This is a genomic window from Candidatus Manganitrophus morganii (genome assembly GCA_021651055.1).
Taxonomy (GTDB): domain Bacteria; phylum Nitrospirota; class Nitrospiria; order SBBL01; family Manganitrophaceae; genus Manganitrophus; species Manganitrophus morganii.
In genome coordinates this window covers 3,880,375-3,905,000 of record JAJHOH010000001.1, presented here as the reverse complement: position 1 = coordinate 3,905,000, position 24,626 = coordinate 3,880,375, and the positions used below count along the sequence as shown (strand labels likewise).

Sequence of the window (24,626 nt, the reverse complement as noted above, 5' to 3'; positions counted from 1 at the left end):
AAAAGCGGCATCGTCATGACGACCTGTTGCGGTTGGCCTTCGATTTTTTGCAACTCCCGTCCGACCAGGAGATTAAACTTTTGATCGGTCCCGCCAAGCTCGACATCGGCCTTCAACGCGACAGAATCATATCCCTGAATCAGCGGATATAAGAATTCATGGATGCCGATCGGCTGCAGCTGCTGGTATCTTTTCTGGAAATCATCCCGCTCAAGTATCCGCGCAACAGTGTACTGCGAGGCCAATCGGATCAGCCCTTCCGCGTTCATCGTCCCAAACCACTCGCTGTTAAAACGAATTGTGGTTTTCTTCGGGTCGAGCACCTTGAAGATTTGAGCTTTATAGGTCTCCGCATTTTGGAGCACCTGTTCTCGGGTCAACTGTTTTCGCGTCTCGGATCGTCCGCTTGGGTCCCCGATCATTCCGGTAAAGTCACCGATTAAGAAAATGACCTCATGTCCTAAATCTTGAAACTGCTTCATCTTCTGAAATAAAACCGTATGCCCCAGATGAAGATCGGGCGCCGTCGGATCGAACCCGGCCTTGATTCGGAGGGAACGCCCTTCGGCTTTCGACTTTTTCAGTTTCTCAAGCAGCTCTTTTTTTTGAATGACCTCGACCGCCCCACGGAAGAGAAGCTGCCACGACGGGTCGATTTCATTCGGCTCTTTTTCACTGTTCGTCATTGGATCCAAATATAAGGTAAGGCGCTAGTCGACTTAATTTCTTAGGCCCGATCCCCTTCACCTCAAGAAGATCCTCCACCTTTCGAAAGGGCCCCCGCTCTTCGCGGTATCGAACAATTTCTTGGGCTAATTTCGGCCCAACGGCGGGAAGCGTTTCAATGATCTCGACAGCGGCGCTGTTCAGATCCACTTTCTCCACCGAGGGCGCCGGGCCCCGACTGGAGAGGAGAGAAGGGGACGGATCAGATGAGAAGATCGGCGCGGTTAAGACAGGCACGGACGACAGCTCGCCGTCGGGAGGAAAGCTCCCCGCCCCTCTCTCGGCCCATGTCCTGAACCAGAATGCGGTGGCTATGATAATGGAGAGGAGAGCAACCTTGAAAAAAGATGGGTGCGACTTGAACAGATCTCGGCCATTCCTAATGAGCCTCTTTCTGAAGGAACGCATCATACTCTTTCGCCGTCATGAGCTTTTCGACCTCTTTCGGATCATTCATCTCAATCACCACGATCCACCCTTCGCCATAAGGATCCTGGTTGATCAGTTCCGGTTTTTCTTTCAGCTTCTCATTGACGGCAACCACCTTACCGCCGACCGGCGCGTAAAGCGGAGAGGTCGTCTTTGTCGATTCAATTTCGGTGATTTCATTTCCGTATTGGACGTTCACCCCCGTTTTGGGAATCTCGAGATAAACAATATCGCCCAACGCCTCCTGGGCGAAATGTGAAATCCCAATCGTCGCCTTCTTTCCTTCCGCTCGGACCCACTCGTGTTCTTTATGATAACGCAAATTCTCAGGAATCATGGAAGCCTCTCGGTTAATAATCTAAACAAAAATTCGGGCAGCACCTACTGCTAGCCCAGAATAAAATCAAGGAGAGATCGGGCATGGCGCACCGAGTGTGAAAATCCGAAATCAACAGACGGCCTTCAGCGCCGGCCCCATCTATAAGATGATAGATATAAACCAGCGGTGAATGTTTTGTCAAGGACTTGGAAGGATGATCCCTTGGAAAGGGGATCTCATCACTTCAGAGAGCAACGCGCGATCGTTCGAGGTCGGCTGCAGCCATATGTCTTCTGGCCGAATCGCATATTTCGACATTGTATCGGCGAGAAGCGCCACCCCTCCGGGAGCCGACTGCGGGAAAATCAGGTGGATGTCATTCTCAGCCCGTTTGATATCGAGCAGATCGACGGAGGTCTCCGCAAGGCCTTTTACAGGATGGGTGAGGACGATTTCAGGAAAAACGGCTCCCCACAACATGTCGGGCCGGCGCAGCCGAATTTCCGTCTGGAGATCCTTTACAAAGTCGCTCAAAAAGCGGCTCCTCCAACCGATCCAATGCCAGAATTGAGATCCTCGTCCATCCCTCGTTCTCCCGACCGACCCGGCCGCCACAGAGGCGGGATCGATCGATTCGGAAAACAGGCTCTCATAAAGGCGAATGGCGGAAGGGGTCCATCCCTCTTCGGAGCCGTACGATAAATCGCTGATATAAACGCCGTCAATAGGATAACGCGCCAGATCCCGATAGAGGTCCGACACCATCTTCTTCACTTCCGTGTTGAACAAATCGAGTTTTTCGATGGAATGGAGCTCTTGTTTATTCGGATCATATCTGATATCGCGCCACTCCGGACGGGCCTGCGTCGCCCAGCGCATTTCCCGGATCGGCAAGACCGCTACGACGCGAAATCCTATCCGACGGGCCGTCTCTGTCCATTCACGAAGCCGATCGGCCAACACAGGAGCGCCTGAAGCTTGAAAGAAAACGCCGCTTCTTCCGGGCGAATTATTGAAAACTGGGATAATGACCGTATTCGCCCTTCTCCGAAACGCCCGGAGATAATCTTCCATCTCCCATCCGGACAAGGGAGACCAGATCACCGCGACGATCTTTTGGCCCGGCTGATCGAGCCGGGAGAGGAGAAAGCGCGCCTCCTCTTCGTGTAGGCTCTTCGGATAATTCTTCAGAAAAAGTCGAAGTTCCCGAATCGCCTCCGGCTTCTCACCCGCCGCATCGTATGTCCTGGCCAACAGCCACTGCGCTTCACTCAAAAGCGGAGAGCCGGGATACGACGCGATAATCCTCAAAAACCGTTGCTTCGCCTCCGAATAACGGCTCGCTTCAAAAGAACGAATCCCCTCGACCAGTTCAGCCCACCCCTGGTCATCGGTCTGAATGGACCGGGTCGGCGGCCGGACACACCCCGAGATAAAGGCCGCGAGAAAAAACCCGATCACAAAAACGCGAAAGAACATTCCCAAGAGAGTCCTTATTCTAATAAGAAAATGGAAATAGATGCCGGGCGCTAAAGGCCTTGCTCGACCGTCTGGGCGAGGGAGGTTCCGGCGAGAAAGGAGGAACCCCATGCAAGGTGATCCGACAGATCATCTTTCAGCAGAATGACATTCCTTAAATCCTTCGGCTGAAGGAAGCTCCAGGTCCCTTTCGAAATTTCGCGCGATTTGCCGCGCCACTCCGTCTGAAGCGTTTCGAGGGAAGACGGAAGCTCCCGCTTGCCGACTGTGCCGGCGACCTCCTCGATTTGCGATTTGGAAAAGGGCATCAGCCATTGAAGTCGATCGAGCACCCTCTTCCGGACCGCTTCGATTCGATCCGCCGTGACCTCCACGCCTGGGCGGAAAAGCGCCGTGACAACCAGCCCTCGGACACCGGCGGAAAATCCCTCTTCCTCCTCCGGCAGACTGAGGCGGAGGACCAACAGGTCTTCGACATCGGGGGGAATCTCTTCCCCCCAGGTCATGAGAAGACTCTCTTTCATCGGCGCCGGAATCCATTCGTTGCGAAGGGTAAAACAGAAATGAACGGGGGAATTCGGCGGAGGTTGGACGAGAATGAGGTGTTTGGTCGGAATCCGCGTCCCATCCTTCAGGACGATTTCATCGATCCGCTTCCCCTTTGTTTCGACCTGGGTGACGGTTTTGTCTCCGACCACCTCCCCTCCCCACCCCTTGATCAACTTAACGAAAAAGGAGATGAGCGTCGACGCGCCCCCTACCATCCGAACTCCCCCTTTGGATAGACTCCAGGTCAGAAGAATCAGATCGTAGGTCGAGATGCCGGTCAGCGGCCGTCGAAAAGCAAAGAGCGCTTGGAGATCGAGATATTCGAGAAATTCCTCATCAAAAGCGAAGGGGACGAGGAATTCCGTCGCGGGCTTCTTCTTATAACTTTGAACCGCCCTCTGAAAATCAAATTTCTGCTTCCAGGCCCCCAATCGGTCGACCAGTCCATGGATTTCCACCTGGGAGAAACGGCCCAGATAGGGCGCGAGGGCCGGCGTCTCTTTCTCGATCTCCTGAAAGAACGATTTAATTTTTTGGAGCTGGGGGCCGAACTCCCGTTTCAGCTCGTCGAGGTATTCTTCATTTTGGGAGGAGAGATCGATCCGATGCTGGGATTGGACGATTTGAAGAAAGGGAAGGGCCCGCTTGAATAAGAACCCTTCCTTTCTTAAGCTGGGAATGGGGAGGGGAAGCTCCGAGAAAAAACCTTCCATCGCCCCCCCTTCTTCAAAACCGAGATAGAGGAGGGGCCCCTGGGCAAACCGAAAGAGAGGAGAGGGGAAGTGAACCTCGGTCCCCGACAGGACGAGGACCGATCTCCCCCTTTTCGCCAATGCGGCGGCGGCAGCCAGTGACGTCAGGCTGCACCCCGCAAAAACGGCATCATACTTTTTTCGTTCTGTCATGATTCAACGAACGAGATCGAGTCGACTGAAGAAAAAAGGAATTTCAACGGCCGCCGATGTGGAGGAATCGGAGCCATGAACGGCATTTGCTTCAATGCTTCCTGCAAAGTCGGCCCGGATCGTCCCCTTATCGGCCTTCTTCGGATCGGTCGCTCCCATCAGGGTGCGATTCTTCGCAACGGCGTTTTCTCCCTCCAGCACCATCGCCACAACCGGCCCCGAACTCATAAAGGTGGCCAAGCTATCGAAGAAGGGGCGCTCCCGATGGACATCGTAAAACGCCTCCGCTTCCTTTTTCGTTAAATGACGCATCTGAATCGCGACAATCTTGAGTTGCGCGCTTTCAAACCGCTTGATGATCTCTCCAATGACATTCTTAGACACCGCATCCGGCTTAATAATCGAAAGTGTTCGCTCAGACACCGATCCTCCTTCTACTTCAACATGACGCGTCCTCAGAGACGCGGGAATACAACCTGAGAAATCGCGGGTAAAGATACCCCAAATGTGCCCCTAAGTCAATCTTGACGTTTCGTTTTACTTTCCCTAAGATCCGTCCGAGGCAGCGAAGAATCGGAGACGAGATGAACTCCAAGACGACATGGCGGCTGCTCTCCCATTTACCTCAGCCGCCCGAGATGAACATGGCGATCGATGAGGCGATCGCGACCGCCTTTTCGAAAGGTCAGGTCCCGCCGACCCTCCGTCTCTACGGCTGGGCCGTTCCCTCCGTTTCGTTCGGCTCCTTTCAGAAGTGGGAGCCGGAATGGGATGCGCTCATGGCGGGGGGGACGCACCACTTCGTTCGGCGGATGACGGGGGGCCGGGCGCTTCTTCATCATCGGGAGTTGACCTACTCCGTTGTCGCATCAACGAAAGATCCGCTCTTTGCCGGAGGGATCAAGGAAACTTTCTATACGATTGCGAAAGGGCTCTTGGCCGGATTGGAATCGCTCGGCGTCGAGGCCGAAGTGTATGCCCCTCCCCGCTCGCAGCGACTCGAACGACCCTCGAATTCCCTCTGTTTTGCTTCGACCTCCTGGTACGAAATCACCGCCCAAGGGAAAAAGCTGATCGGAAGCGCGCAGCGGCGATGGACGAAACATTTTCTGCAGCATGGATCTTTGATCTTGAAGAAAGAATCGGACCGGAGTTTCTCCTCCGAAAATCAGATCAGCCTTGATGCGCTTCTTCCTCTCCTGCCCGACGATGAAACCCTGTTTGCGGCGATGAAGGGAGGGTTCGAATCGGCTCTCTCAATCAATCTGGAGATGGGAAGCCTCACCCCGGAGGAAGAAGAAGTCGCCGCCCGCCTCGTCAAAGAAAAGTATGGAAATCCCGCCTGGACCCTTCGGAGAGAAACCTCTTAGCCGCTGCATCTTCCCTTATTCGGGCTTTATTCAGGCAAGCGGGTGCAGAACGCTTTATAGGCCTCGATACAATCGAAATCGCCGTTCGGACAGACCATCCCGACCAGCTTCAGCATACAATCTTCCGGTCCGGTCATGTTGGGCGGAGGCTTGAGGATCTTTTTAGGAGGAGGTTGCGCCGCGATGTTCTCGACCAGATTCATCCCGTCTTCGGAAAGATCATCCGGTTTTTCTCTCCCGCGAAACTCGATCTCCCCCTGCTCCTCCTCCCCTTTTTCGGGAGGGAAGACGGGAAACTCTCTCTTCCCTCCGAAAGGGTCGTCCCCCTCGTCAACGTCGTTGGGAGAAAGGAGTTCGATATCGAGATTGCTCGGGCCGCCGGACCCCTTCCGATCGATCAGGACCAGAAACGGATTGCCGAAGAGATAATAAAAGACAATGTAATGGACCATCACCGAATAGAGAATGATTCGAGGGAGATCCTCTTTGGCGGATTGATGCAAATCGAGGAGACGGGATTTCATCGAGCGGCCCTGTTATCTCTCACATCATATCAGGCGTAAAGAAACGGTTTCAAGCGTATTGCAATACGCCCCTACGCAACGCAAATTTAACTTCGATCGGCATGGACAAGTTCGGGCGACGTTCGAACCCCTTCCGTCTCCTCCGCCTGCCGTTTTTTCGCAAAAAAGGTATATGCCGTCGGAATGATGAAGAGGGTCAGCAGCGTCCCCAGGCTCATCCCGCCGACGACGACCCACCCGATCTGCTGGCGGCTCTCCGCCCCCGCCCCCTTCGCCAGCGCCAACGGGACCGCGGCGAGGACCGCGGTGATCGCCGTCATCAAGATCGGACGCAGCCGGAGGACCGACGCCTCGATCACCGCCTCCTGCAGCTCTTTTCCCTGCTCCTGAATCTGGTTGGCAAACTCGACGATCAGGATCCCGTTCTTGGTCACCAGGCCGATCAGCATCACCATCCCGATCTGGCTGTAGACATTCAGCGTCCCCCCGGTAAGCCAGAGCGACAGCAGCGCCCCGGTCACCGCCAGCGGCACCGAGAGCATGATGACGAACGGATCGACGAAGCTCTCGAACTGCGCCGCCAGAACCAAATAAATGAAGACCAGGGCAAGGACAAAGGCGAAGTAGAGGCTCGCCCCCGCCTCCCTGAACTCCCGCGATTGGCCGTCGAGATCGGCCTTCGCCGTCGCCGGGAGGATCTCGGCCGCCGATTTTTCCAGAAATTCGATCGCCTCCCCCAAGGAATAAGTGGGGGCCAGATTGGCGGAGATCGTCGCGGAGCGAAGCCGATTGAAGTGGTTGAGCTCTTTGGGAGCAACCGTCTCTTTCACCTGAACCAGATTCGAGAGCTGCACCAACTGCTGATCCTTTCCCCGGACGAAAATCGAGGTCAGATCGGCCGGATTGGTCCGGTCCTTGTCGGCCAGCTTGATAATGACATCATATTGCTCCCCCTGCTCCTTGTAGCGGGTCACCTGGAGCCCGCCGAGGAGGGTCTGAAGGGTCCGGCCGATCTCGTCGACCCCCACCCCGACGTCGGCCGCTTTGTCGCGGTTGATCGTGACGTTTAATTGCGGCTTGTTGAGCTTCAGGTCGCTGTCGATGTTGGCGAGATCCGGATTGGCGCGCATTTTCTCCATCAGCCGATCGGTCAGAGTTTGAAGCTCCTCATAAGAATTCGCCTGAATGACGAATTGCACCGGGGGATTCCGGAAGTTCTGCCCGAGAGAGGGGGGATTGACCGGAAACGACAATACCCCCGGCAGGCCGAACATCTTCGGCCCCAGCGCGGCGGCGATCTCCTGCTGCTTCCGCGTCCGCTCCTCCCACGGCTTCAGGCTGACGAACGAGAGGGCCGAATTGACCGGGTTCGGCCGCTCGAGACCGGGGGCGATAACCATAAAGTACGTCTTGATCTCGGGGACGTTGGAATAGAATTCCTCCACCTGCCGGGCATACTTGTCGGTGTAGGCCATCGTCGAACCTTCCGGAGCGATCATCACCCCGATAATCGTCCCGCGGTCTTCGAGCGGCGCCAATTCCGATTTGAGCAACATGAAAAGGAGAACGCTCGCCCCCGCGAAGATAAACCCGAGCAAGACCACCAACCACCGCGCCCTCAACGACCCGGCCAGGAGCCTTCGATAGCCGTTATTCATCGCCTCAAACCAGCGCTCGGTGACGGTGTAGAACCGGCCCTGCTGCGCCTGATGCTTTAAGATTCTTCCCGACAACATCGGGGTGAGGGTCAGCGCGACAAAACCGGAGACAAGGACCGCCCCCGCCACGGTCAGGGCGAACTCGATGAAGAGCCTTCCGGTGGTGCCGGTGATAAACGCCAGCGGAACGAAGACGGCCGAAAGGGTGATCGTCATGACGACCACGGCAAAGGCAATCTCGCGGCTCCCCTCGAGCGCCGCCTGACGCCGCGGCATCCCCCCCTCGATCCGGCGGTAGATATTCTCCATCATCACAATGGCGTCGTCGACCACCAGACCGATCGCCAGCACCAGCGCCAGCAGCGTCAAGATATTGACCGAAAACCCCATGATGTACATAAAAAGGAAAGCGCCGATCAGCGAGACGGGAATGGCGATTGACGGGATCAGGGTCGCCCGGAACGACCGGAGGAAGAAGAAAATCACCAGGACCACCAAAACCATCGCCTCCGCGATCGTCCGGTAAACGGCGTTGATCGACTTGTCGATGAAGACCGAGCTGTCGAAGGCGACCTGCAACCGCATCCCCTCCGGAAGCCCCGCGCTGATATTCGGCAGCTCCGCCTTGATCCCCTCGGCGACTTCCAGGGTATTGGCGGTCGATTGTTTTACGATTCCCAGGCCGACCGCCGGGTTGCCGTTGACCCGGACCGCGTTCCGGTCGTCCTCCGCGCCGACTTCGGCATAGCCGACATCGCTTAAGCGGACCGGATAACCGTTGACCTCCCTGAGAATCAGCCGATTGAATTCATCCGGCGTCTTCAAGTCGGTCTCAGTCAAGACCGTAAATTCGCGGAACCGGCTTTCAATCCGGCCCGACGGCACATCGACATTCTGCGCGCGGAGGGCCATCTCGACATCACGCGGGGTCAATTGAAACGCCGCCAGCCGGTCCCGGTCCAGCCAGATCCGCATCGCGTAGCGGCGCTCGCCCCCGATGATGACGGTCGCCACCCCGTCGAGCGTCTGAAGACGGTCTTTCACAAAGCGATCGGCATAATCGGTGATCTCCAGCGGGGTATGCCGATCGCTGGAGAAAGCGATCCACATCACCGCCTGGGCGTCAGCTTCGATCTTCTGGACGATCGACTCCAGCGCCTCCTCCGGAATGGTCGCCCGTCCGCGCGCGACCCGGTCGCGCACATCGTTGGCCGCCGCGTCGGGATCCCGATTGAGGACAAACTCGATCGTAATCTGGCTGACCTCCTCCCGGCTGATCGACTTCATGACTTTGATCCCCTCGATCCCGGCCAGGGCGCTTTCGATCGGCCGGGTGATCTGGCTCTCGATAATTTCGGCGGAAGCACCGGGATAAACAGTCCGGACCGAGACAACCGGCGGGTCGATCTTCGGATATTCCCGGACGGAGAGGCGCGTGTAGGAGATGACGCCGAGCAGGGTGAGGACCAGGCTCATCACCGTCGCGAGGACGGGACGACGAATCGATATCTCGGGCAAATACATTTCTACCCTCCCGCCGGCGCCTTTTCAGGCGCGGCCTCTGCGGCCCCCACGGTCATCACCGGGGCGCCGTCGAAGAGCTTCATCTGCCCGGCGGTGATCACCGTCTCCTCCGGGCCGATCCCTTCGACAACTTCCACCCGGCCCTCTTTCCGAAGCCCCAGGCGGACCTTCGTCAATACCGCCTTTCCGTCGACCACGCGGTAGACGAATTTATCTCCTCCCATCGGGACCACCGCCTGTTCGGGAACGAAGACGGCATTTTCCCGCTCGCCGAGGAGCAGCGTCACGCGGGCGAACATCCCCGGACGGAGCACCCCCGCCGGATTCGGCACCCGCGCGCGGACGAGAACGGTCCGCGTCGCATTGTCGATCCGCGAGTCGATCGCATAAATTTTCCCCTCGAAGAGCCGATTCGGGTAGACGTCCACCCCGACTTGAAGCGACTGGCCGTCTTCGATCCGGTTCAAGTAGATCTCCGGGACACGGAAATCGACCTTGATCGAATCGGTATCTTCCAGATTGACGATCGCCTGGCCCGGCTGAACAAAGTCGCCCGGACTCACCTGACGGAGACCGAGTTGGCCGCTGAAGGGGGCGCGGAGGATCGATTTGTCGAGGCGCACCTGCGCGAGGGAGAGGCTCGCTTCCGACTCCTTTAATCTCGATTCGGCCTCATCGTACGCCCGCTCGGCGATCAACCCCTCCGGGCGCAGCTGTTTTGCCCGCTCGAAGTTCATCTTGTTCAGCTCGACGACCGCTTTGATCTGATTGAGCTGGGCCTGGAACTCCTCCGAATTGATCGTGAGAAGAACGCTCCCCTTCGTCGCCCGCTCCCCTTCTTTAAACCGGATGGCGGTGATCCGGCCGGCGATCTCCGACCGAATCACCGTCGATTCATTCGCCTCCAGGGAGCCGACGGCGGTGACTTCCAACCGTCCCGTTCCGGTCTGAACCCGCGCCGCCTCCACCGGCATCGCCGGAGGACCCGCGGGGGCCGTCTGCGGCCCCGAAGCCTGAGGCGGCTTGGCGTCGGACTTTCCCCCCTCGCCGCATCCGGCGAAAATCAGGAGCAATAGTAAGAGCGCCCCTCCCTTCTTCAGTGTCACATACAATCGAAACCAATATTTCATGAACACCGCTCCCTACTCTTATGGAACCTGCGGATTGCCTGTCGGCCCGCTTGAACCTTCATCATCCCGCCCCGTTTTCGGCGGCATTAAATCCAGGAAAACGCCGACCGCTCTTTCCACCTGGAGGATCGCCACCTCCCGGTCATATGTGGTGTTCGTGAGCTGCCGCTCCGCGCTGATGAGGGTGGCATTCGCATCGAGGACGTCGATGTTCGTGGCAAGACCTACCGCAAACTGCCGGGAGATCAGCGAAAAGTTCTCACGCGCAAAGGCGACCTGCGCCTTCAGGACATCGAGCTGAGAGGTAAGAGCATTCAGGTTCAGCAGAGAGCGCCGCACCTCGACGGAAATTTGATCCGACAGAAACGATTTTTGCAAGAGCTGTTGACGATGACGTGACCTCGCTTGCGCCAACTCCGCGACCCGCAGGCGTCCCTCAAAAATGGGGAAGCTGAGGCTGAGGATCGCCGATCGATCGTTGGTGGTCAAAAAGGAGGTTTCCGGGTCTTGATCGATCCAGTTGTACCGTCCCTGTAGGCTGAGAGACGGGAAAAAAGTCCCCTTGGCGATGCTGATCTGCTCTTCGGAAATCTTGACGTTCGTCGACTGCAACGCGAGATCGGACCGCCGTTCGTGCGCCGTTTTGACCCACTCCGCCTCGCTCTGCTCCGAGAGGGTTAAGGAGGGAGGATCGGCGAGGTGAAACGGCCCCTCGATCCGGGCGAAGAGCGCCAGTTGATCTTTCGTCGTTTCTTGGTCGTTTCGGGCCCGGATCAATCGGGCGCGGGCGTCGGCCAGCTCCGCCTCGGCGCGCAACACCACCGTCTTGATCGCCTCCCCGACCCGAAAACGTTTCTCGGCATCGCGAAGATGGGCCTCCAACCGTTTGACCTCATTCTCCTCGATTTCGACATTACGCTGCGCCTTGAGCGCCTCGTAATAAGCGCGGGCGACATCGAAGAGAATATTTTCGGTGGTCAGACTGAGGTCGAGCTTTCCCCCTCGGACACCGAGCTTCGCGCTCCGATAGGCGGCCGACGCCCGGCCGCCGGTGTAGAGCGGCTGATCGATCGTCAGGTTAAATTGTTTTTGCTCTTCGGGGAGCAAGACGCCGAACGGCCCTTGTTTCGCCTCCGCCCGGCGGAGATAGCTCGCTTCGGTGTTGATGCTGGGATAGAGAAAGCTTTTCGCCCGGTCGATCTCCCGCTCCGCCTGCAACAAATTCTCTCGGGAAATCCCGATCTGCTCGCTTTCGGCCATCGCGGAGCGATAGGCCTCTTCGAGCGTGACGACCTCCTGCGCAAATCCCTGAAAAGGATCGACGATGATCAGTTGAACCAACACAAGAAGAAAAACGCCCCTCCGGATCATGATTCACCTTCTCCCATGTTTATAGGTCTCGCTTGAACGTTTTAATGGACAACAGAAACATCACCAGTGTGAAACCGATCAAATAAAGGATATCTCCCCGGATCGCCTGCCAATCGGCCCCTTTGAAGAGGACCGATTTTAATGCATGGACCGAGTAGGTCTCCGGATTGACCTTGCTGAACGCCTGGAGCCATTTCGGGAAACTCTCCACGGGGTAAACCGCCCCGCTCGGAAAAAAGAAGATGACATTGAGAAAACCGCCGAGCAGACCGACGATCCGGGGATGATCGACCCGGGAGAGGAGGGCGCACATCATGCTCAAGAGCCCCATCGCCGTTAAGACGATCACCAGGACCACCGCCGAGAAGGAGGCCGCCCCCCCGGCGACCGGCACCTCGGTGATCCATATCCCGGCGCCCAAGACCACCAGAGAAATCAGCGTCGTCACCAGCACCCCGCTGATCAGAATGCCGAGGATCATATCGATCTTCGTCAACGGCGTCGAGAGGTAGGCTTCGTGGACCCCCAGGAATCGGTCCATCACCAGATTGAACGCCCCGGTGATCATCGTTCCCATGAAGATCGCCATGATCACCGCCCCCGGCACAAGCGAGGCATCGTAGTCGATTTTTCGATAAAGCTCGATCGGATACATTTGCGGCGTCCTCGGATCGGACCGGATCGGAAGCGCATCTATTTTCAACGAATTGAACGCCTCCGAGAGGCTCTGCTGCAGCGCCGCCGCCGAGACGCCATCGGTATTGTCGAGGACCAGCCCCACCTGCGGGACGGTCCCCCGATCGATATTTTTTGAAAAGTCGGGGGGAATCACCACCGCCCCTTTGAACGTTCCCTCTCGCACCCCATCCTCCGCCGCCACCGGATCGGAAAGATACACCAGCCGGAAGGTGCTCGGTCCGGTCTCGATGGAACGGAGCCGGTCGAGCATCCGCTCGGCATACGGCCCATGATCCTGATCGACAAAGGCCAAGGGAAGGTTCTTGAGACTCCCCTGAAACGAGTTGCCGATGATGAGCAAATAGACCATCGGCAACAGAATGCTCGACAGAATCGCAATCGGATTCCGGAGAAATTTTCGAAGATCCCGTTCAACAAAAGCAAGGATGCGCATTGTCATAGAAAAACGTTCATCGTGAATCGATAACGATCATCTTCCCCATTTTCTCGGCACCCCGGCCCCGATGAAGTAGCTGACCTTTTTGGTATCCTCGGTCCGGATCGAGCGGCCGGTGTAGTGAATGAAGACCTCTTCGAGCGTCTGCTGCTTGACGCTGATCGATTGAACTTTCAGCCCCTGTTTCTGAATCGCCTCCATCAGGACCGGGACCGACTGAGCCCCCTGATCGGCAAAGACACGGAGCAGTCCCTCTTCAACGACGACCTTGTGGACCGAAGGAAGCGATTCGAGAGAGGCCGGCAGCCCTTCCCGCTCTCCTTCGATGGAGATCTCGATGATGTCGCTTCCGGGAATTTTCTTTTTGAGATTCTCCGGGCTGTCCATCACCACGATCTTGCCGGCATCGATGATCGCGATCCGTTCGCAAAGAAGGTCGGCCTCGTCCATATAATGGGTCGTCAAAAAGATCGTCAGGTTTTCATTCTTTCGAAATTGTTGTAAAAGGTCCCAGACCACCCGGCGCGACTGCGGATCGAGGCCGATCGTCGGCTCATCGAGAAAGAGAATCTTGGGACGGTGAATCAACCCGCGCGCGATCTCCAGCCGGCGCCGCATCCCCCCCGAGTAAGCCGCGACGAGATCGTCCGCCCGCTCCGTCAAGCCGACCCGCTCGAGAAGGTCCCCGATCCGCTCGCGCCGCTCTTTGTCGGGAACCTGATAGTACTTTCCATAAATGTCGAGGTTCTCCCGGCCGGTCAAATCAAGATCGGTCGTCATCGCCTGGGAGACGACACCGATCGACCGGCGGACGGCGTCCGGCCGCTTGGCCACGTCATGCCCCGCGACGATCGCCTCCCCCTCCGTCGGGTGGATCAACCCGGTCAAAATCCGGATAAGTGTCGTCTTGCCGGCGCCGTTGGGACCGAGCGATCCGAAACATTCGCCGAACGGCACGGTCAAATCGATATGATCGAGCGCGTTGAATGCGTCGTATCGCTTCACCAGGTTTTTGACGATGATCGCATTGGAGGCTTCGTTCTGAATCACGGGATCCTACTTCATCAACTTCGGCTCGGTCTCGACCGGCCCGACCGCCTGCCGCCGGCTCCGCCACCCTTTTACTTTCACAGCCACCCGATCGGCCACAACATAAAACGCCGGGACCACGAAAAGACTGAGCACGGTGGAGACGATCATCCCGCCGATGACCGCCATCGCCATCGGAGAGCGAACTTCCGAACCGGAGCCGAGGGCCAGCGCCGCCGGAACGGCCGCCATCATGGTCGCCACCGACGTCATCAAAATGGGCCGCAGCCGGACGGGGCCGGCGCGAAGCATCGCCGTTGCGGCGTCCAACCCTCCTTCTTCCCGGATCTGAATGGCGTAGTCCACCAGGATAATCGAGTTTTTCTTGACGATTCCCATCAAAAGGAGAAGCCCGATCATGCTGAAGATGTTCAAGCTTTTTCCGGCAATCAAAAGCGCGATGGCGGCGCCGGCGATCGAAAGGGGAAGGATCGTCAACACGGTGACCGGGTGGAGAAGCGAGTTGAACTGCGACGCCAGGATCATATACGCCACAACGACCCCCAACAAAATCGCGAAAACCAGGCTCCCCATCGATTCCTGGAATGCCACACTCGCCCCCCCTAGCACGGCGTGGTATCCGATCGGCAACTCCTTGGAGAGCTGCTTCACGAGGGTGAGCGCTTCGTCCTGAGAGCGGCCCGGCGCGACATTGGCGAAAAAGGTGATCGCCCGCTCCCGATCGCTTCGTGTGATCGCCTGGAGGGCGGGACGCTCCTCATAGGTCACCAGCGAAGAGAGCGGAATCAGCTCGTCGGTGGCGCTTCGGACCCGAAGCCGCGACAGATCCTCCGGACGGGAGCGCTGGTCGGCCAGGAGTCGCAGCCGGACGTCGATCCGCCGCCCCTCGGTGCTGTATCTTCCGACCCGGAGCCCGCCGACCATCGCATTGATCGTCTGTGCCACCTTCTCGACCGAGATCCCCAGGTCGGCCGCGCGGGCCCGGTCGGGCGAAATCCGCAGCTCCGGCATTCCGACCTGATAATCGCTGTCGAGATCGATCACCGCGCCGCTCGCCGAAAGCTTCCGCTCGATCTCCCGGCTTACCTCGACCAACCGGTCCCAATCGGATCCCCGGACCGAAAACTCCACCGGGAAACCCCGCTGCGCGGTGAACCCCTGTTGGGAGAGATCCTGGACCACCGCCCGCACCCCCGGGTAAGAGTTGATCTCCTTTCGGATCACCGCGGCGAATTCCGCCTGGCTGAGGTCGCGCTCCTTGGGAGGAACCAAGGTGATGAACATGACACCGGTATTGACGCTGCCGCCGCCGAATCCGCCAACGATCGCATAGGCCCGGGCCACTTCCGGCCGGGCGTTCATGAAGGCCTCGGCCCGATGGAAAATTCGATCGGTCTCGGCCAGGTTGGACCCGACCGCAGTTTGAAGCCGGACCAGCAGACGGCTCTGATCCTGAGAAGGGACGAACTCTTTCGGCAATCGGGTCAATACTAGGAACGAGCCGGCGAAAAGGACCGCCGCCAGACAGAGGACGGCCACCGGCCACCTCAGCCCGCGCGCGAGCAGCCCGCTGTAGGCGCGGGCGAGCCACTCGAATCCACGATCTCCCCACTGACCGAGCCGGCTTCGACCCTCCCGCGAGGTGGAGAGAAACTGGGCGCAGCGGGCCGGCGCCAGGGTGATCGCCTCCAGATAAGAGAGCATCACCGCCACGCTGAGGGTGACGCCGAACTGAAGGAAGAACCGTCCGATGACCCCCTTCATGAAAATCACCGGAATGAAGATGGCGATGACCGCCAGGGTCGCCGCCAGCGCGGCGAACTTGATCTGCTCCGTCCCCTCTCGCGACGCGCGGACCCGGTCTTTCCCCTCTTCCGAATGGCGGAAGATGTTCTCCAGAATCATGATCGCGTCATCGACGACGATCCCGACGGCGAGCGACAGGGCCAGCAGCGTAAAGGTGTTTAGCGTGAATCCGAGGAAGTAGATCGTGGCGATCGTTCCCAACAGCGACATCGGAATGGCGAGGACGACATTCAGGGTGCTCGACAGAGAGCCGAGAAAAAGCCAGCAGACGACCGCCGTCAAGATCACCGCCATTACCAGCTCGAACTCGACCTCATGGACCGACTCTTCGATGAATCGGGTGGAGTCGAAGTTGACCCCCAATTCCATCCCTTCCGGGAGGGTCGGCCGCAGCTCTTCCATCGCCTGTCGGATCCCCTGGGCAAGCGCGACGGCATTGGCCCCCCGCTGCTTCTTGATGCCGAGCCCCTGCGCCGGGGCGCCGGCGACCCGCGAGAGCCGGCGGATGTCCTCGAAGCCGTCCTCCACCAGGGCGACGTCCTCCAGATAGACGGGGGCCTCTTTCGTATTGCCGACCACGATCCGCCGGAAGGTGGAAAGCTCGAGCGCTTCCCCCAAAATCCGGACGTTCACCTCACGCCCTTCGGTTTCAATCCGCCCGGCGGGAAGCTCGACATGCTCCCGCTGAAGCGCCTCGATGACGTCGGTCACCGTCAGCCCCTTTTCATCGAGCCGGGTCGCGTCGAGCCAGACGCGGATGTTCCGCTCGACGAATCCCCCCATGATGATCTCGCCGATTCCCGGAACGGTCTGCAGCTTTTCCTTCAGCCGATAGCGGGCGAAATCGCTTAAGACCCGCGGCGGAAAAGGGCCGGAGAGGCCGACCCACATGATCGGCTGATCTTCCGGGTTGGTTTTTGAAATAACCGGAGGATCGATGTCTTCCGGCAGGCGCCGTTGGGCCTGGGAGACCTTGGACTGGACATCCTGCATCGCCAGATCGACATTCCGGGCGAGGTCGAGCTCCACCGTGATATTCCCCCCGCCCTGTCGCGACGAAGAGGTGATCGACCGGACCCCTTCCACCTGAACGACCGCCTCTTCGAGGATCTCGATCACATCGTGCTCGACCACCTCGGGGGCGGCCCCTTCCCAGGTCACGTTGATCGAGAGGGTCGGGAAGTCGACGTCGGGAAATTGGCTGATGCCGATGCGGGTCGCCGCGATCCCGCCGAAGACGACGGTGGCGGCCATCAACATCCAGGCGAAAACCGGTTTTTTGATGCAGATGTCGGTGAGATTCATCGCTGCTCCCCTCCGCGATTCGGATCGGCGGGGGTGCCGCCCCCTTGCTCCGGTCTCGATGTCGGTCCGCCGGAGGGAGTTTCCTCCTTCCCGGAGATCCGAACCTGCGCCCCGTCCCGGAGCGCCTCCGCGCCCCGGATGACGAGCACCTCACCCGGTTGGACGCCGGCGCGGACCTCGACGCGGCCTTCCGCCGTCCGCATCCCCAGGGTGAGGACCCGCTCTTTAGCAATCCCCTCTTCCACCACGAAAGCAAGGAAACCCTTCTCGCTGGGACGGATCGCCGTCTGCGGGATCACCGGGGTCTCCGCCGTGACTTCCAATGGGATGCGGACCTCGGCAAAGGTCCCCGGACGCAACTCCTTTCGGTTCGGATCGTTCACTTCGCCCGTCACCGCGACCATCCGCGAGGCGGAATCGGCCGAACCGGCCACATGGGTCAACACCGCCGAATAGGTCCGCTGACTCCCCCGAACGGTAAAGCGGGCCGACATCCCGGGACGAAGCTCCGCCGAATCTTGCTCCGGCACGCGGAAACGAAGCAGGAGCGGCTCCCGTCGAATCAACGTGGCCAATACTTTTCCGGGCTGGACATACTCTCCGGTTTGAACGGTGCGGGTCTGAATGATGCCGACAACCGGGGCCTTGGTAAAGGCGTCCCGGAGGTTGAGCTCGGCGATCTCCAGCGCGGCGCGCGCTTGGGAGAGCTCCGCCGAAGCGGTCTGAACGCGGGTCCGAAAGGTCTCGATCTCTTCCCCGATGATCAGCCCCGGATTTTTCTCATTCACCGCCTCCCGGCGGGCCAACGCCGCCTCGGCATCGACCTTCGCCGCTTCGGCCTTATCTAACACGGCGCGAGCCGATTCGACCGCCAACCGAAATCGATCCGGCTCGATCTCAGCGAGAATTTTGTCCGCCTTGACCGTTTCTCCTTCGCTGAAGTGAACCCGTTCGATCATGCCGGCGACACGCGCCGTGACCTGAACCGTTTCGAATGCTTCAACCGACCCGACCGCGGTCACCTGATATTCGACCCGGCGGCTCTCGACCTTCTCGGTCTCGACCGGAAAGGCGACCGGCGGTTTTCCCCCCTGCCGTCCCTTGGCCGTAGAAGAGCCGGCATTGTCGGCACACGCCGTCGCCGTCAAAATAAACGTAAGAAGCAACAGGGCCAAGATCGGGTTTTCAGACCTCACGGGGTCACCTCCATTCCAAAGGGATCAAATCCAAGGGCGGCTCGCAGATTCAGATGCGAAAGCCCCTGTCCATAACGGGCCTGCACCAGGGCGACCTCCGCGACAAAACGCTGAAGATTGGCGTCGGCCACCTCGAGGGCGCTTGCCAGCCCCTGTCCGTAGAGAACAGCGACCTCCTCCGCATTCCGCTCTCCCATCTGAGCCGCTGTGGCCGCCTGCCGGGTCGCCGTCCGGTTGCTCTCCAGGTCGACGAGGGCGCGGTGGACATCGAGGGCCACCCGACGCCGCGTCGCCTCCACTTCCAATGCCGAACTTCGGGCCAGGGCATTCCGCTCGGCCCGATCGGCCTGCCGCTCTCCGCCGTCGTACAACAGCCAGGTCAGATTCAGCCCGATCAGCCACTCGCGGCTTCGGCTCTCGGCCTCGGAACCGGCCTCTTGTTGAAACTGTCCGGTCAGCCCCAAGATCGGGATGATCCTCCGAGACGGCTCCTCTGCAAAGGCGCGCAGCGCCTCGGTCTGCTCATGACCGGCGGCAAGATCGAGCCGGCGCGTCTGCGCCTCCGCGACCAACCGTCCCGATTCGGCCATCTGGGGAGGGTTCAGCAACGCGTCGGGGAGCACCAACGCGCCCCGAACCTCGGAGACGATCAAGAACCCCAGCTGCAGACGGGCCAGTTCGGCCTCTCCGCGGGCCAACGTCGCTTCCCTTTCCGCGTTGGCCAGCTCCAGCTCGGCCCGGGTGACGTCGTTCGAGCTGACGAGTTTCGCCTCAAAACGGACCCGGGTGTCCTCGAGCGTCTCCCGGGCGAAGGCCTCCCTCCGCTCCGCAGCCGCTTGGACCTGTTCGACGCCAAGGGTTCTTAAGAAAGCATCGGCCGCCTCAAACGCCAGAATACGTTTATCCTCCTCGGTGCTGAAGCGGGCCGCGACATGCTCGTGTTTGGCCTGGCGATAAAGCGGAAAAGCCCGCGCATCGAAGAGAGGGAGGTTCAATGTAATCGTCCCCAACAGAGACTCGGGATCCCGATCGAACCGGCTCCCGTCGTCTTCGCCGTCGTCAAAACCGCTTCGAGAATATCCACCGGTGGCGGTGAGATCGGGGAAAAAGAAAGCGCGCGCTTTTTTCACCCGGGCCGCCGCCGCCGCGAGCTGCGCGTCGGCGATTTCTGTTCGTTCGTTCCGTGTGAGGGCGAGCCGAACCGCCTCTTCGATCGTCAGCCCTTCTTCTTGGGCCGAGGCCGCATCGATTGAAGAAAATCCGAAAAGGCTCATCAGAGAAAAAACCACCCAAAACCTCCCGCCGGCGCTCAAGCCGGCCGCTCCCATCCGCCGAAGCTGCATCCTTTGTTATTTCTCCATCTCGTTGACGAAAATTCGCACTCTCGCCGTCATCCCCGGCTTCAACAGCCCCTCCGGAGAGAGGGCGCGGACCTTCACGCGAAAGGTCTTGATGTCCTGCCTTCCCCGGGTGACATCGCGCTGCGTCGCAAATCCCCCCTCCGCCCCGACCTCGGAGACCTTTCCCTCAAATGCCCGATTTGGAAGAGAGCCGACGAAGATCTCCGCACGCGCGCCGATCCGCACTTTGCCGACCTCTCCCTCTTCCAGGTTGACCCGCGCCCAAACCGAATTCGGATCGATCAACGTCAGGATCGTCGCCCCCGGCGAGACCATCTCCCCGGCTTCGAACGCTTTTAAGGTCACTACCCCTCCGATGGGAGCATGAATCTCCGTCTCTTTTAACCGGATCTCAACAAGGTTGAGATTGGCCTGCCGCTGTTTTAGCTCCGCCGCCGCCGATCGCGCCTCCGCCTCCGCCGCCTTCAACTCCGCGCCGGCCAATTCCAGCCGGGTCCGGGCGCTGTCCCAGTCGGAATCGGAGACCAATCCCTCCTGACGGAGGGACGATAGGCGATCGATGGTCCGCCGGGCGTCTTCCAACGTCGCTTTTGCCTTTTCGATCTGGGCGCGCGCGTTGACCAGGCCCGCCTCCCCCCGCTGGACGTTCGCCTCCGCTTGGGCCACCTGGGCCGCGATCTCCCGCTCATCAAGACGAACCGCCACGGCATTCACCGGAACGGGATCTCCCTCCTCGTAGGGAAGGGACTCGATCCGCTCGGCGATCTTCGAGCTGAGATGGACCTCCGTCGCCTCGATGATCCCGACCCGCTCGATGTAATTCGATTCAGGCGGCTTTCTGAAAAAAGGAAAGGCGGCAAAGGAGAGAACCAACGTGAGCAGAATGAAGAGGACAATCATCGTGCGGGTTTTCATCGGCGCTTGTCCCGGGATCGGCGGTTTTAATTCTCACACTTTTTGATGCCGCGAAGGAATACATCGATCAAACACTTCAAAAAATGCTCCGGCGGAACGTCGGTGACGGTCTTGCCGAGCAAGATCTCTTGAAATAAAAAAAAGGCGACGAGCGATCCGCTGAACTGGCGGGCCAGCAAAACCGGCTCCATTTCACGGATCTCCCCGCGCTCCATCCGCTTCTTGAGGAAGGCACCGAATCGGAGCATGTTGTTTTCGTAGATCAATTTCGGAATGAAGTAGTCTTTATCCTTCTCGAAAAGACGGGCCTCCGCCAGCATGAGGGTGAAGATCTCTTTGCGATTCCGGAGGTTCTCCAGCAGGTGGGCGCCGATTTTCAAAACCGCTTCCTCGATCGGCAGCGACTCGACCTGATCGATCTGCTCGAAGACCACGCCGTCGCAGACCGACCCCTGAACGATCGCCTTTAGAAGGTCTTTCTTTCCCTGAAAGTAATGATAGATAAGACCTTCCGTAATCCCGGCCTCCCGGGCGATGTCGCGGATGCTGGTGGCATCATATCCATTTTCCGAGAAAAGCCGGAGGCTGACCTCTAGAAGCTCTTTTCTACGGCGCTCCGCTTTGTCCGACCGGGATGTTTGAGGTTTGGAAGGCATGATAATCCAATTTACTAAACGTTTACTCAGTAGTCAAGTGAATGTTATTTATTTGACAAAAGGGAAGAAAAAAGTATTATATGCTTGAGGTTGAGGCATTCGCTGGATGCTTAATTTTCTTGTCAGAATGGAGCCAAGATGGGTCGAACAGAACGATTTCCTCTCCGGTTCGCTTTTTTCTTATTCGCTTTTCTTTACCTTTATTCCACCCCTTCGGTTGTAAATGCCTCTCTGGAAACAAGCCATCCTTCTCCGGTCGATTTGGTTGAATCGACTTCGGAGGAAGGGGCCGTCGCCCCTCCTGACCGATCGACCCCTCTTGAAGAGATTGAAGAAGAGGAGCACCTTCCCGAGGACTTTTTTGACCTTCTGACGCTGGAGCTGCCCCCTGATGCACTCCCTTTTTCCATGCAGACGATCATGGCAGACCCCTCCGACCCCTCTATTACTTATGATGTTCCGATGGTCTTTAACGAGCTGGTCAATGATTACATCGTTTTTTTCCAGACCCGGTTGAGAGATAAATTCGAGCTCTGGCTCGCCCGCTCCGGCCAATATACCACGCTGATGCGGGACATTCTACGGGAGCATCAGCTTCCCGAAGATCTGGTCTTCCTTTCTCTGATCGAAAGCGGGTTTAACCCGAAAGCCTTTTCCAGGGCGAAAGCAGCCGGCCCCTGGCAATTCATCAAAGGGACTGGGAAAAAGTATGGATTGCGGATCGATGACTGGATCGATGAGCGGAGAGATCCGGTCAAATCGACCGTCGCCGCAGCGAAATATCTCAGAGATCTCTATGGCCTGTTTGGATCGTGGCCCCTCTCGATGGCTTCCTACAATGCGGGAGAGGGAAGAATTATGCGCGCCATGGCCCGAACGAAGGCGGAAGATTTTTGGGAGCTAAAACAGTCGCACCATATCCGTCTTGAGACAAAGAACTATGTCCCGAAATACATGGCGGCGACGATGATTGCGAGGAACCCGCAGAAATATGGATTCTCGATCGAATATCATCCCCCCTTCACTTACGACGAAGTGGAAATTCCGAAGGCGACGGCGCTGAGGACAATTGCGAAGGCGGCAGGGGTCACGGTGGCCGAGATTAAAGCGTACAATCCCGAATTGAAAAAAGAGTCGACCCCGCCGCGTTATCCACGTTATCGTCTGAAGCTCCCGACCGGAACGCGCGAAACGTTCCTGGCAAACTTTTCTCCGAATTCAAAGATGGAACCGAAGTCGACCGAGGGTCAGCGGCATCGCATTTCCAGGGGAGAAACGGTCAGCTCGATCGCCAGGATGTATGACATCAGCATCGAAAGCCTGCTTCTGGCGAATGGATTGAATCGAAAGAGCACCATCCGGGCGGGAGACTATCTGATCATTCCGACAGAGAAACACCGCATTTCGACTGGAGAGACCCTCAGCTCAATCGCACGAAAGTACGACGTCAGCGTCGGAAGTCTTCTGCGAGCCAATCACCTGCGAAGAAACAGTACGATTCAGGCGGGGCACTACCTGATCATCCCCACCGAAGACTGACCTTTCCCATTTGAGGCCGATCCGTTCCTGATTATTTCTTTCCCGTTTCCGCCGGGGCGGATGCGCCCGCCGGGGGAGTCGTTCCTTTTGTCGGTTCCGTTGCGGAAGGGGCCGGCGTCGATGCGGTCGGGGGATTCAGGAGATCCATCCGGACTTTCGCTTCAACCCCCCAGGGAGACTTTTCGAAACCCTCTGAAACCTTTTTATAGATCTCCACCGCCTCGTTCTTTTTGTCGCTCATTTCCAAGGCGCGCGCCAATTCAAAACCGGCTTGGTCTCTGCTGTTGCCCCCCTCCGCTTCATAAGAAGCCCGGAAGTGCTTCAACGCCGATTCGGGATTTCCTTTTTTCTGGTAGAGATACCCCAGCTTCAGATGCGCCAAGGAGGCGAGGTTTTTTTCGGCAGCATTTTTTTCCAGGAAAGCAAGATAACGCTTCTCCGCCGCATCATAATCCTTGAGTTCAAAATAGACGTTGCCGCTTTCATACGGCGCCATCCGCGCCACGTCGGTCCGGGGATGCTTTTCCACGATTTCATCATAGAGGCTGGCCGATTTCTTCAACCGTTCCGTTTTGTCCATGATGTCCGGCTCAGGCTCCGGCTTTCCTTCCTCGATCGGCTGCGGAAGCGGCGGGGGTTCATGGAAGAGCCGGAACGCCTCCGCTTCAATCGCGGCGGCTTTTTTCTCGGTGCGCTGGTTCACGAACCAACCGGCACTGAAGATGGCAATGAGCGCAAGCGCGACGCCGATCCCCCCCCAGATCCATTGCGGATGGGATCGGACCTGCTCGACCAACTCCTCCGATCGGGTGACCAGGCGAAGCGGCGCTTCATCCCTCTTCTTTTGAACTCGAATTTTATGGGGCATTAAAAGACTCCTTTGATCAAAACCGAGCTATCCTATGAAAATGGGGAGCGATTGTCAAGTAAACGGTGGACGAAACGAAGGACTTTCCGACTTTATCGCGGAGTCGCCCGAGGCGGCCCATTTATTGACAAGCGCAATGGCCCGTGGTACCTTGCCATTTCATTCCCGCTGATTTTACCATGAAACCCTCGAAAACGTCGCGTGATCCGATGAAGAAAGAAGAAACCGCTCCATCCGCTCCGCACACGCGTGCGGATCAAAACTCGCCACCGAAACGTCTCCTTCACCATGATGCGTAGACTCATTCAAGCGATCGGTCTCGATACCTTCTCCCCCTTCTATAAAGATCCCCCCTTTCTCCTCGCCCTCGGCGCAGGAGGTTTCTTTTGGCTTCTTCTTGCTCAGGTTCAGCCGCTCACGCCGATGGCGCCGCGCCAGATCTTCTCGATCCCTTTTTTATTCCTGGTCGTTTGGCAGCCCTGGTTTGAAGAGATCCTTTTTCGCGGTTTCCTCCAGGGAACGTGGGCCGACCATCCCTGGGGAAAGCGCTCCTTTTTTGGTATCACCGGCGCAAATGTGCTGGTCTCGCTTTTATTTACGATGATGCATTTCTGGACCCACCCTCCCCTCTGGGCCGTCTCCGTTTTTTTCCCCTCCCTCCTCTTCGGATACTTTCGGGATCGCTACGGAAGCCTCTACCCCTCGATCTTCCTCCACATGTTCTACAACGGGGGATATTTTTTTCTGACGGGACTCCCTAGTTAACTGGAAAAGGCCTTTTTGTTGACAAAGAAACCAGGGGCGTATAGAA

General features: G+C 58.2%; 20 protein-coding genes (1 of these 20 running past the window's edge). 3 read left to right on the top strand and 17 right to left on the bottom strand.

Annotated features, from left to right (window positions below; all coding sequences use genetic code 11):
• The 5 genes from tyrS to ndk form a co-directional block, all read right to left on the bottom strand.
• On the bottom strand, nucleotides 1–686 hold the 5' portion of the coding sequence (tyrS, locus tag MCM46_18010; protein MCG3113707.1) for a tyrosine--tRNA ligase. It extends 523 nt beyond the left edge of the window; 686 of the gene's 1,209 nt are visible here — the first part of the coding sequence; its start codon is at nucleotides 684–686; the stop codon falls past the left edge of the window.
• A gap of 419 nt (nucleotides 687–1,105) precedes the next feature.
• On the bottom strand, nucleotides 1,106–1,492 hold the full coding sequence (gcvH, locus tag MCM46_18005; protein ID MCG3113706.1) for a glycine cleavage system protein GcvH: 387 nt from the start codon (nucleotides 1,490–1,492) through the stop codon (nucleotides 1,106–1,108).
• A gap of 180 nt (nucleotides 1,493–1,672) precedes the next feature.
• The gene (locus tag MCM46_18000; GenBank protein MCG3113705.1) at nucleotides 1,673–2,953 is read right to left on the bottom strand and encodes a tetratricopeptide repeat protein; all 1,281 of its coding nucleotides are present in this window, start codon (nucleotides 2,951–2,953) and stop codon (nucleotides 1,673–1,675) included.
• Between the two features lie 50 nt (nucleotides 2,954–3,003).
• Nucleotides 3,004–4,407, bottom strand: a complete 1,404-nt coding sequence (locus MCM46_17995; protein ID MCG3113704.1) for a hypothetical protein — start codon at nucleotides 4,405–4,407, stop codon at nucleotides 3,004–3,006.
• A gap of 3 nt (nucleotides 4,408–4,410) precedes the next feature.
• The gene (ndk, locus tag MCM46_17990) at nucleotides 4,411–4,830 is read right to left on the bottom strand and encodes a nucleoside-diphosphate kinase (GenBank protein MCG3113703.1); all 420 of its coding nucleotides are present in this window, start codon (nucleotides 4,828–4,830) and stop codon (nucleotides 4,411–4,413) included.
• A 161-nt stretch (nucleotides 4,831–4,991) separates the two neighbouring features.
• Between ndk and MCM46_17985 the strand changes: the two genes are divergently transcribed.
• Nucleotides 4,992–5,777 carry a lipoate--protein ligase family protein gene (locus MCM46_17985; protein MCG3113702.1) on the top strand — a complete coding sequence of 262 codons (786 nt, stop codon included), beginning with the start codon at nucleotides 4,992–4,994 and terminating at the stop codon, nucleotides 5,775–5,777.
• Between the two features lie 26 nt (nucleotides 5,778–5,803).
• Here MCM46_17985 and MCM46_17980 read toward each other — a convergent pair whose 3' ends face one another.
• From MCM46_17980 to MCM46_17930, 11 genes are all read right to left on the bottom strand, one after another.
• A complete protein-coding gene (locus tag MCM46_17980; GenBank protein MCG3113701.1) occupies nucleotides 5,804–6,301 on the bottom strand; it encodes a hypothetical protein in 498 nt (165 codons plus the stop codon).
• A gap of 86 nt (nucleotides 6,302–6,387) precedes the next feature.
• Nucleotides 6,388–9,483: an efflux RND transporter permease subunit gene (locus MCM46_17975; GenBank protein MCG3113700.1), complete on the bottom strand. Its 3,096-nt coding sequence runs from the start codon at nucleotides 9,481–9,483 to the stop codon at nucleotides 6,388–6,390.
• Between the two features lie 2 nt (nucleotides 9,484–9,485).
• Nucleotides 9,486–10,613 carry an efflux RND transporter periplasmic adaptor subunit gene (locus MCM46_17970; GenBank protein MCG3113699.1) on the bottom strand — a complete coding sequence of 376 codons (1,128 nt, stop codon included), beginning with the start codon at nucleotides 10,611–10,613 and terminating at the stop codon, nucleotides 9,486–9,488.
• Nucleotides 10,614–10,631: 18 nt separating this feature from the next.
• A complete protein-coding gene (locus MCM46_17965; protein ID MCG3113698.1) occupies nucleotides 10,632–11,984 on the bottom strand; it encodes a TolC family protein in 1,353 nt (450 codons plus the stop codon).
• A 19-nt stretch (nucleotides 11,985–12,003) separates the two neighbouring features.
• Nucleotides 12,004–13,122: an ABC transporter permease gene (locus MCM46_17960; GenBank protein MCG3113697.1), complete on the bottom strand. Its 1,119-nt coding sequence runs from the start codon at nucleotides 13,120–13,122 to the stop codon at nucleotides 12,004–12,006.
• Between the two features lie 30 nt (nucleotides 13,123–13,152).
• Complete coding sequence (locus MCM46_17955) at nucleotides 13,153–14,169, bottom strand: ATP-binding cassette domain-containing protein (GenBank protein ID MCG3113696.1); 1,017 nt, start codon at nucleotides 14,167–14,169, stop codon at nucleotides 13,153–13,155.
• A gap of 6 nt (nucleotides 14,170–14,175) precedes the next feature.
• Complete coding sequence (locus MCM46_17950) at nucleotides 14,176–17,280, bottom strand: efflux RND transporter permease subunit (protein MCG3113695.1); 3,105 nt, start codon at nucleotides 17,278–17,280, stop codon at nucleotides 14,176–14,178.
• Nucleotides 17,277–18,476 (bottom strand): efflux RND transporter periplasmic adaptor subunit, encoded by a 1,200-nt coding sequence (locus MCM46_17945; protein ID MCG3113694.1) that lies wholly within the window; start codon nucleotides 18,474–18,476, stop codon nucleotides 17,277–17,279. The genes MCM46_17950 and MCM46_17945 overlap by 4 nt, the downstream gene beginning before the upstream one ends.
• Nucleotides 18,473–19,819 carry a TolC family protein gene (locus MCM46_17940; protein ID MCG3113693.1) on the bottom strand — a complete coding sequence of 449 codons (1,347 nt, stop codon included), beginning with the start codon at nucleotides 19,817–19,819 and terminating at the stop codon, nucleotides 18,473–18,475. Before MCM46_17940 ends, MCM46_17945 begins: the two co-directional genes overlap by 4 nt.
• Before the next feature lie 6 nt (nucleotides 19,820–19,825).
• Complete coding sequence (locus MCM46_17935; GenBank protein ID MCG3113692.1) at nucleotides 19,826–20,752, bottom strand: efflux RND transporter periplasmic adaptor subunit; 927 nt, start codon at nucleotides 20,750–20,752, stop codon at nucleotides 19,826–19,828.
• A gap of 26 nt (nucleotides 20,753–20,778) precedes the next feature.
• Nucleotides 20,779–21,408, bottom strand: coding sequence for a TetR/AcrR family transcriptional regulator (locus MCM46_17930; protein ID MCG3113691.1), 630 nt, complete (start codon nucleotides 21,406–21,408; stop codon nucleotides 20,779–20,781).
• Nucleotides 21,409–21,546: 138 nt separating this feature from the next.
• On the opposite strand from MCM46_17930, the gene MCM46_17925 reads away from it, so the two are divergent.
• The gene (locus tag MCM46_17925; GenBank protein MCG3113690.1) at nucleotides 21,547–22,947 is read left to right on the top strand and encodes a LysM peptidoglycan-binding domain-containing protein; all 1,401 of its coding nucleotides are present in this window, start codon (nucleotides 21,547–21,549) and stop codon (nucleotides 22,945–22,947) included.
• Between the two features lie 31 nt (nucleotides 22,948–22,978).
• Here MCM46_17925 and MCM46_17920 read toward each other — a convergent pair whose 3' ends face one another.
• The gene (locus tag MCM46_17920) at nucleotides 22,979–23,815 is read right to left on the bottom strand and encodes a tetratricopeptide repeat protein (GenBank protein ID MCG3113689.1); all 837 of its coding nucleotides are present in this window, start codon (nucleotides 23,813–23,815) and stop codon (nucleotides 22,979–22,981) included.
• A 288-nt stretch (nucleotides 23,816–24,103) separates the two neighbouring features.
• Between MCM46_17920 and mrtJ the strand changes: the two genes are divergently transcribed.
• Nucleotides 24,104–24,580: a JDVT-CTERM system glutamic-type intramembrane protease gene (gene mrtJ, locus MCM46_17915; protein ID MCG3113688.1), complete on the top strand. Its 477-nt coding sequence runs from the start codon at nucleotides 24,104–24,106 to the stop codon at nucleotides 24,578–24,580.
• The last annotated feature ends 46 nt before the right edge of the window (nucleotides 24,581–24,626 follow it).

What these genes read in the sequence shown, in the direction of transcription:
- MCM46_17965 (MCG3113698.1), bottom strand. Translation starts at nt 11,984, where the DNA reads ATGATCCGGAGGGGCGTTTTTCTTCTTGTGTTGGTTCAACTGATCATC.
- MCM46_17925 (MCG3113690.1), top strand. Translation starts at nt 21,547, where the DNA reads ATGGGTCGAACAGAACGATTTCCTCTCCGGTTCGCTTTTTTCTTATTC.
- MCM46_17940 (MCG3113693.1), bottom strand. Translation starts at nt 19,819, where the DNA reads ATGCAGCTTCGGCGGATGGGAGCGGCCGGCTTGAGCGCCGGCGGGAGG.
- MCM46_17985 (MCG3113702.1), top strand. Translation starts at nt 4,992, where the DNA reads ATGAACTCCAAGACGACATGGCGGCTGCTCTCCCATTTACCTCAGCCG.
- mrtJ (MCG3113688.1), top strand. Translation starts at nt 24,104, where the DNA reads ATGATGCGTAGACTCATTCAAGCGATCGGTCTCGATACCTTCTCCCCC.
- MCM46_17970 (MCG3113699.1), bottom strand. Translation starts at nt 10,613, where the DNA reads ATGAAATATTGGTTTCGATTGTATGTGACACTGAAGAAGGGAGGGGCG.
- MCM46_18000 (MCG3113705.1), bottom strand. Translation starts at nt 2,953, where the DNA reads ATGTTCTTTCGCGTTTTTGTGATCGGGTTTTTTCTCGCGGCCTTTATC.
- MCM46_17960 (MCG3113697.1), bottom strand. Translation starts at nt 13,122, where the DNA reads ATGACAATGCGCATCCTTGCTTTTGTTGAACGGGATCTTCGAAAATTT.
- MCM46_17980 (MCG3113701.1), bottom strand. Translation starts at nt 6,301, where the DNA reads ATGAAATCCCGTCTCCTCGATTTGCATCAATCCGCCAAAGAGGATCTC.
- MCM46_17950 (MCG3113695.1), bottom strand. Translation starts at nt 17,280, where the DNA reads ATGAATCTCACCGACATCTGCATCAAAAAACCGGTTTTCGCCTGGATG.
- MCM46_17975 (MCG3113700.1), bottom strand. Translation starts at nt 9,483, where the DNA reads ATGTATTTGCCCGAGATATCGATTCGTCGTCCCGTCCTCGCGACGGTG.
- MCM46_17920 (MCG3113689.1), bottom strand. Translation starts at nt 23,815, where the DNA reads ATGCCCCATAAAATTCGAGTTCAAAAGAAGAGGGATGAAGCGCCGCTT.
- MCM46_17935 (MCG3113692.1), bottom strand. Translation starts at nt 20,752, where the DNA reads ATGAAAACCCGCACGATGATTGTCCTCTTCATTCTGCTCACGTTGGTT.
- MCM46_17995 (MCG3113704.1), bottom strand. Translation starts at nt 4,407, where the DNA reads ATGACAGAACGAAAAAAGTATGATGCCGTTTTTGCGGGGTGCAGCCTG.
- gcvH (MCG3113706.1), bottom strand. Translation starts at nt 1,492, where the DNA reads ATGATTCCTGAGAATTTGCGTTATCATAAAGAACACGAGTGGGTCCGA.
- MCM46_17930 (MCG3113691.1), bottom strand. Translation starts at nt 21,408, where the DNA reads ATGCCTTCCAAACCTCAAACATCCCGGTCGGACAAAGCGGAGCGCCGT.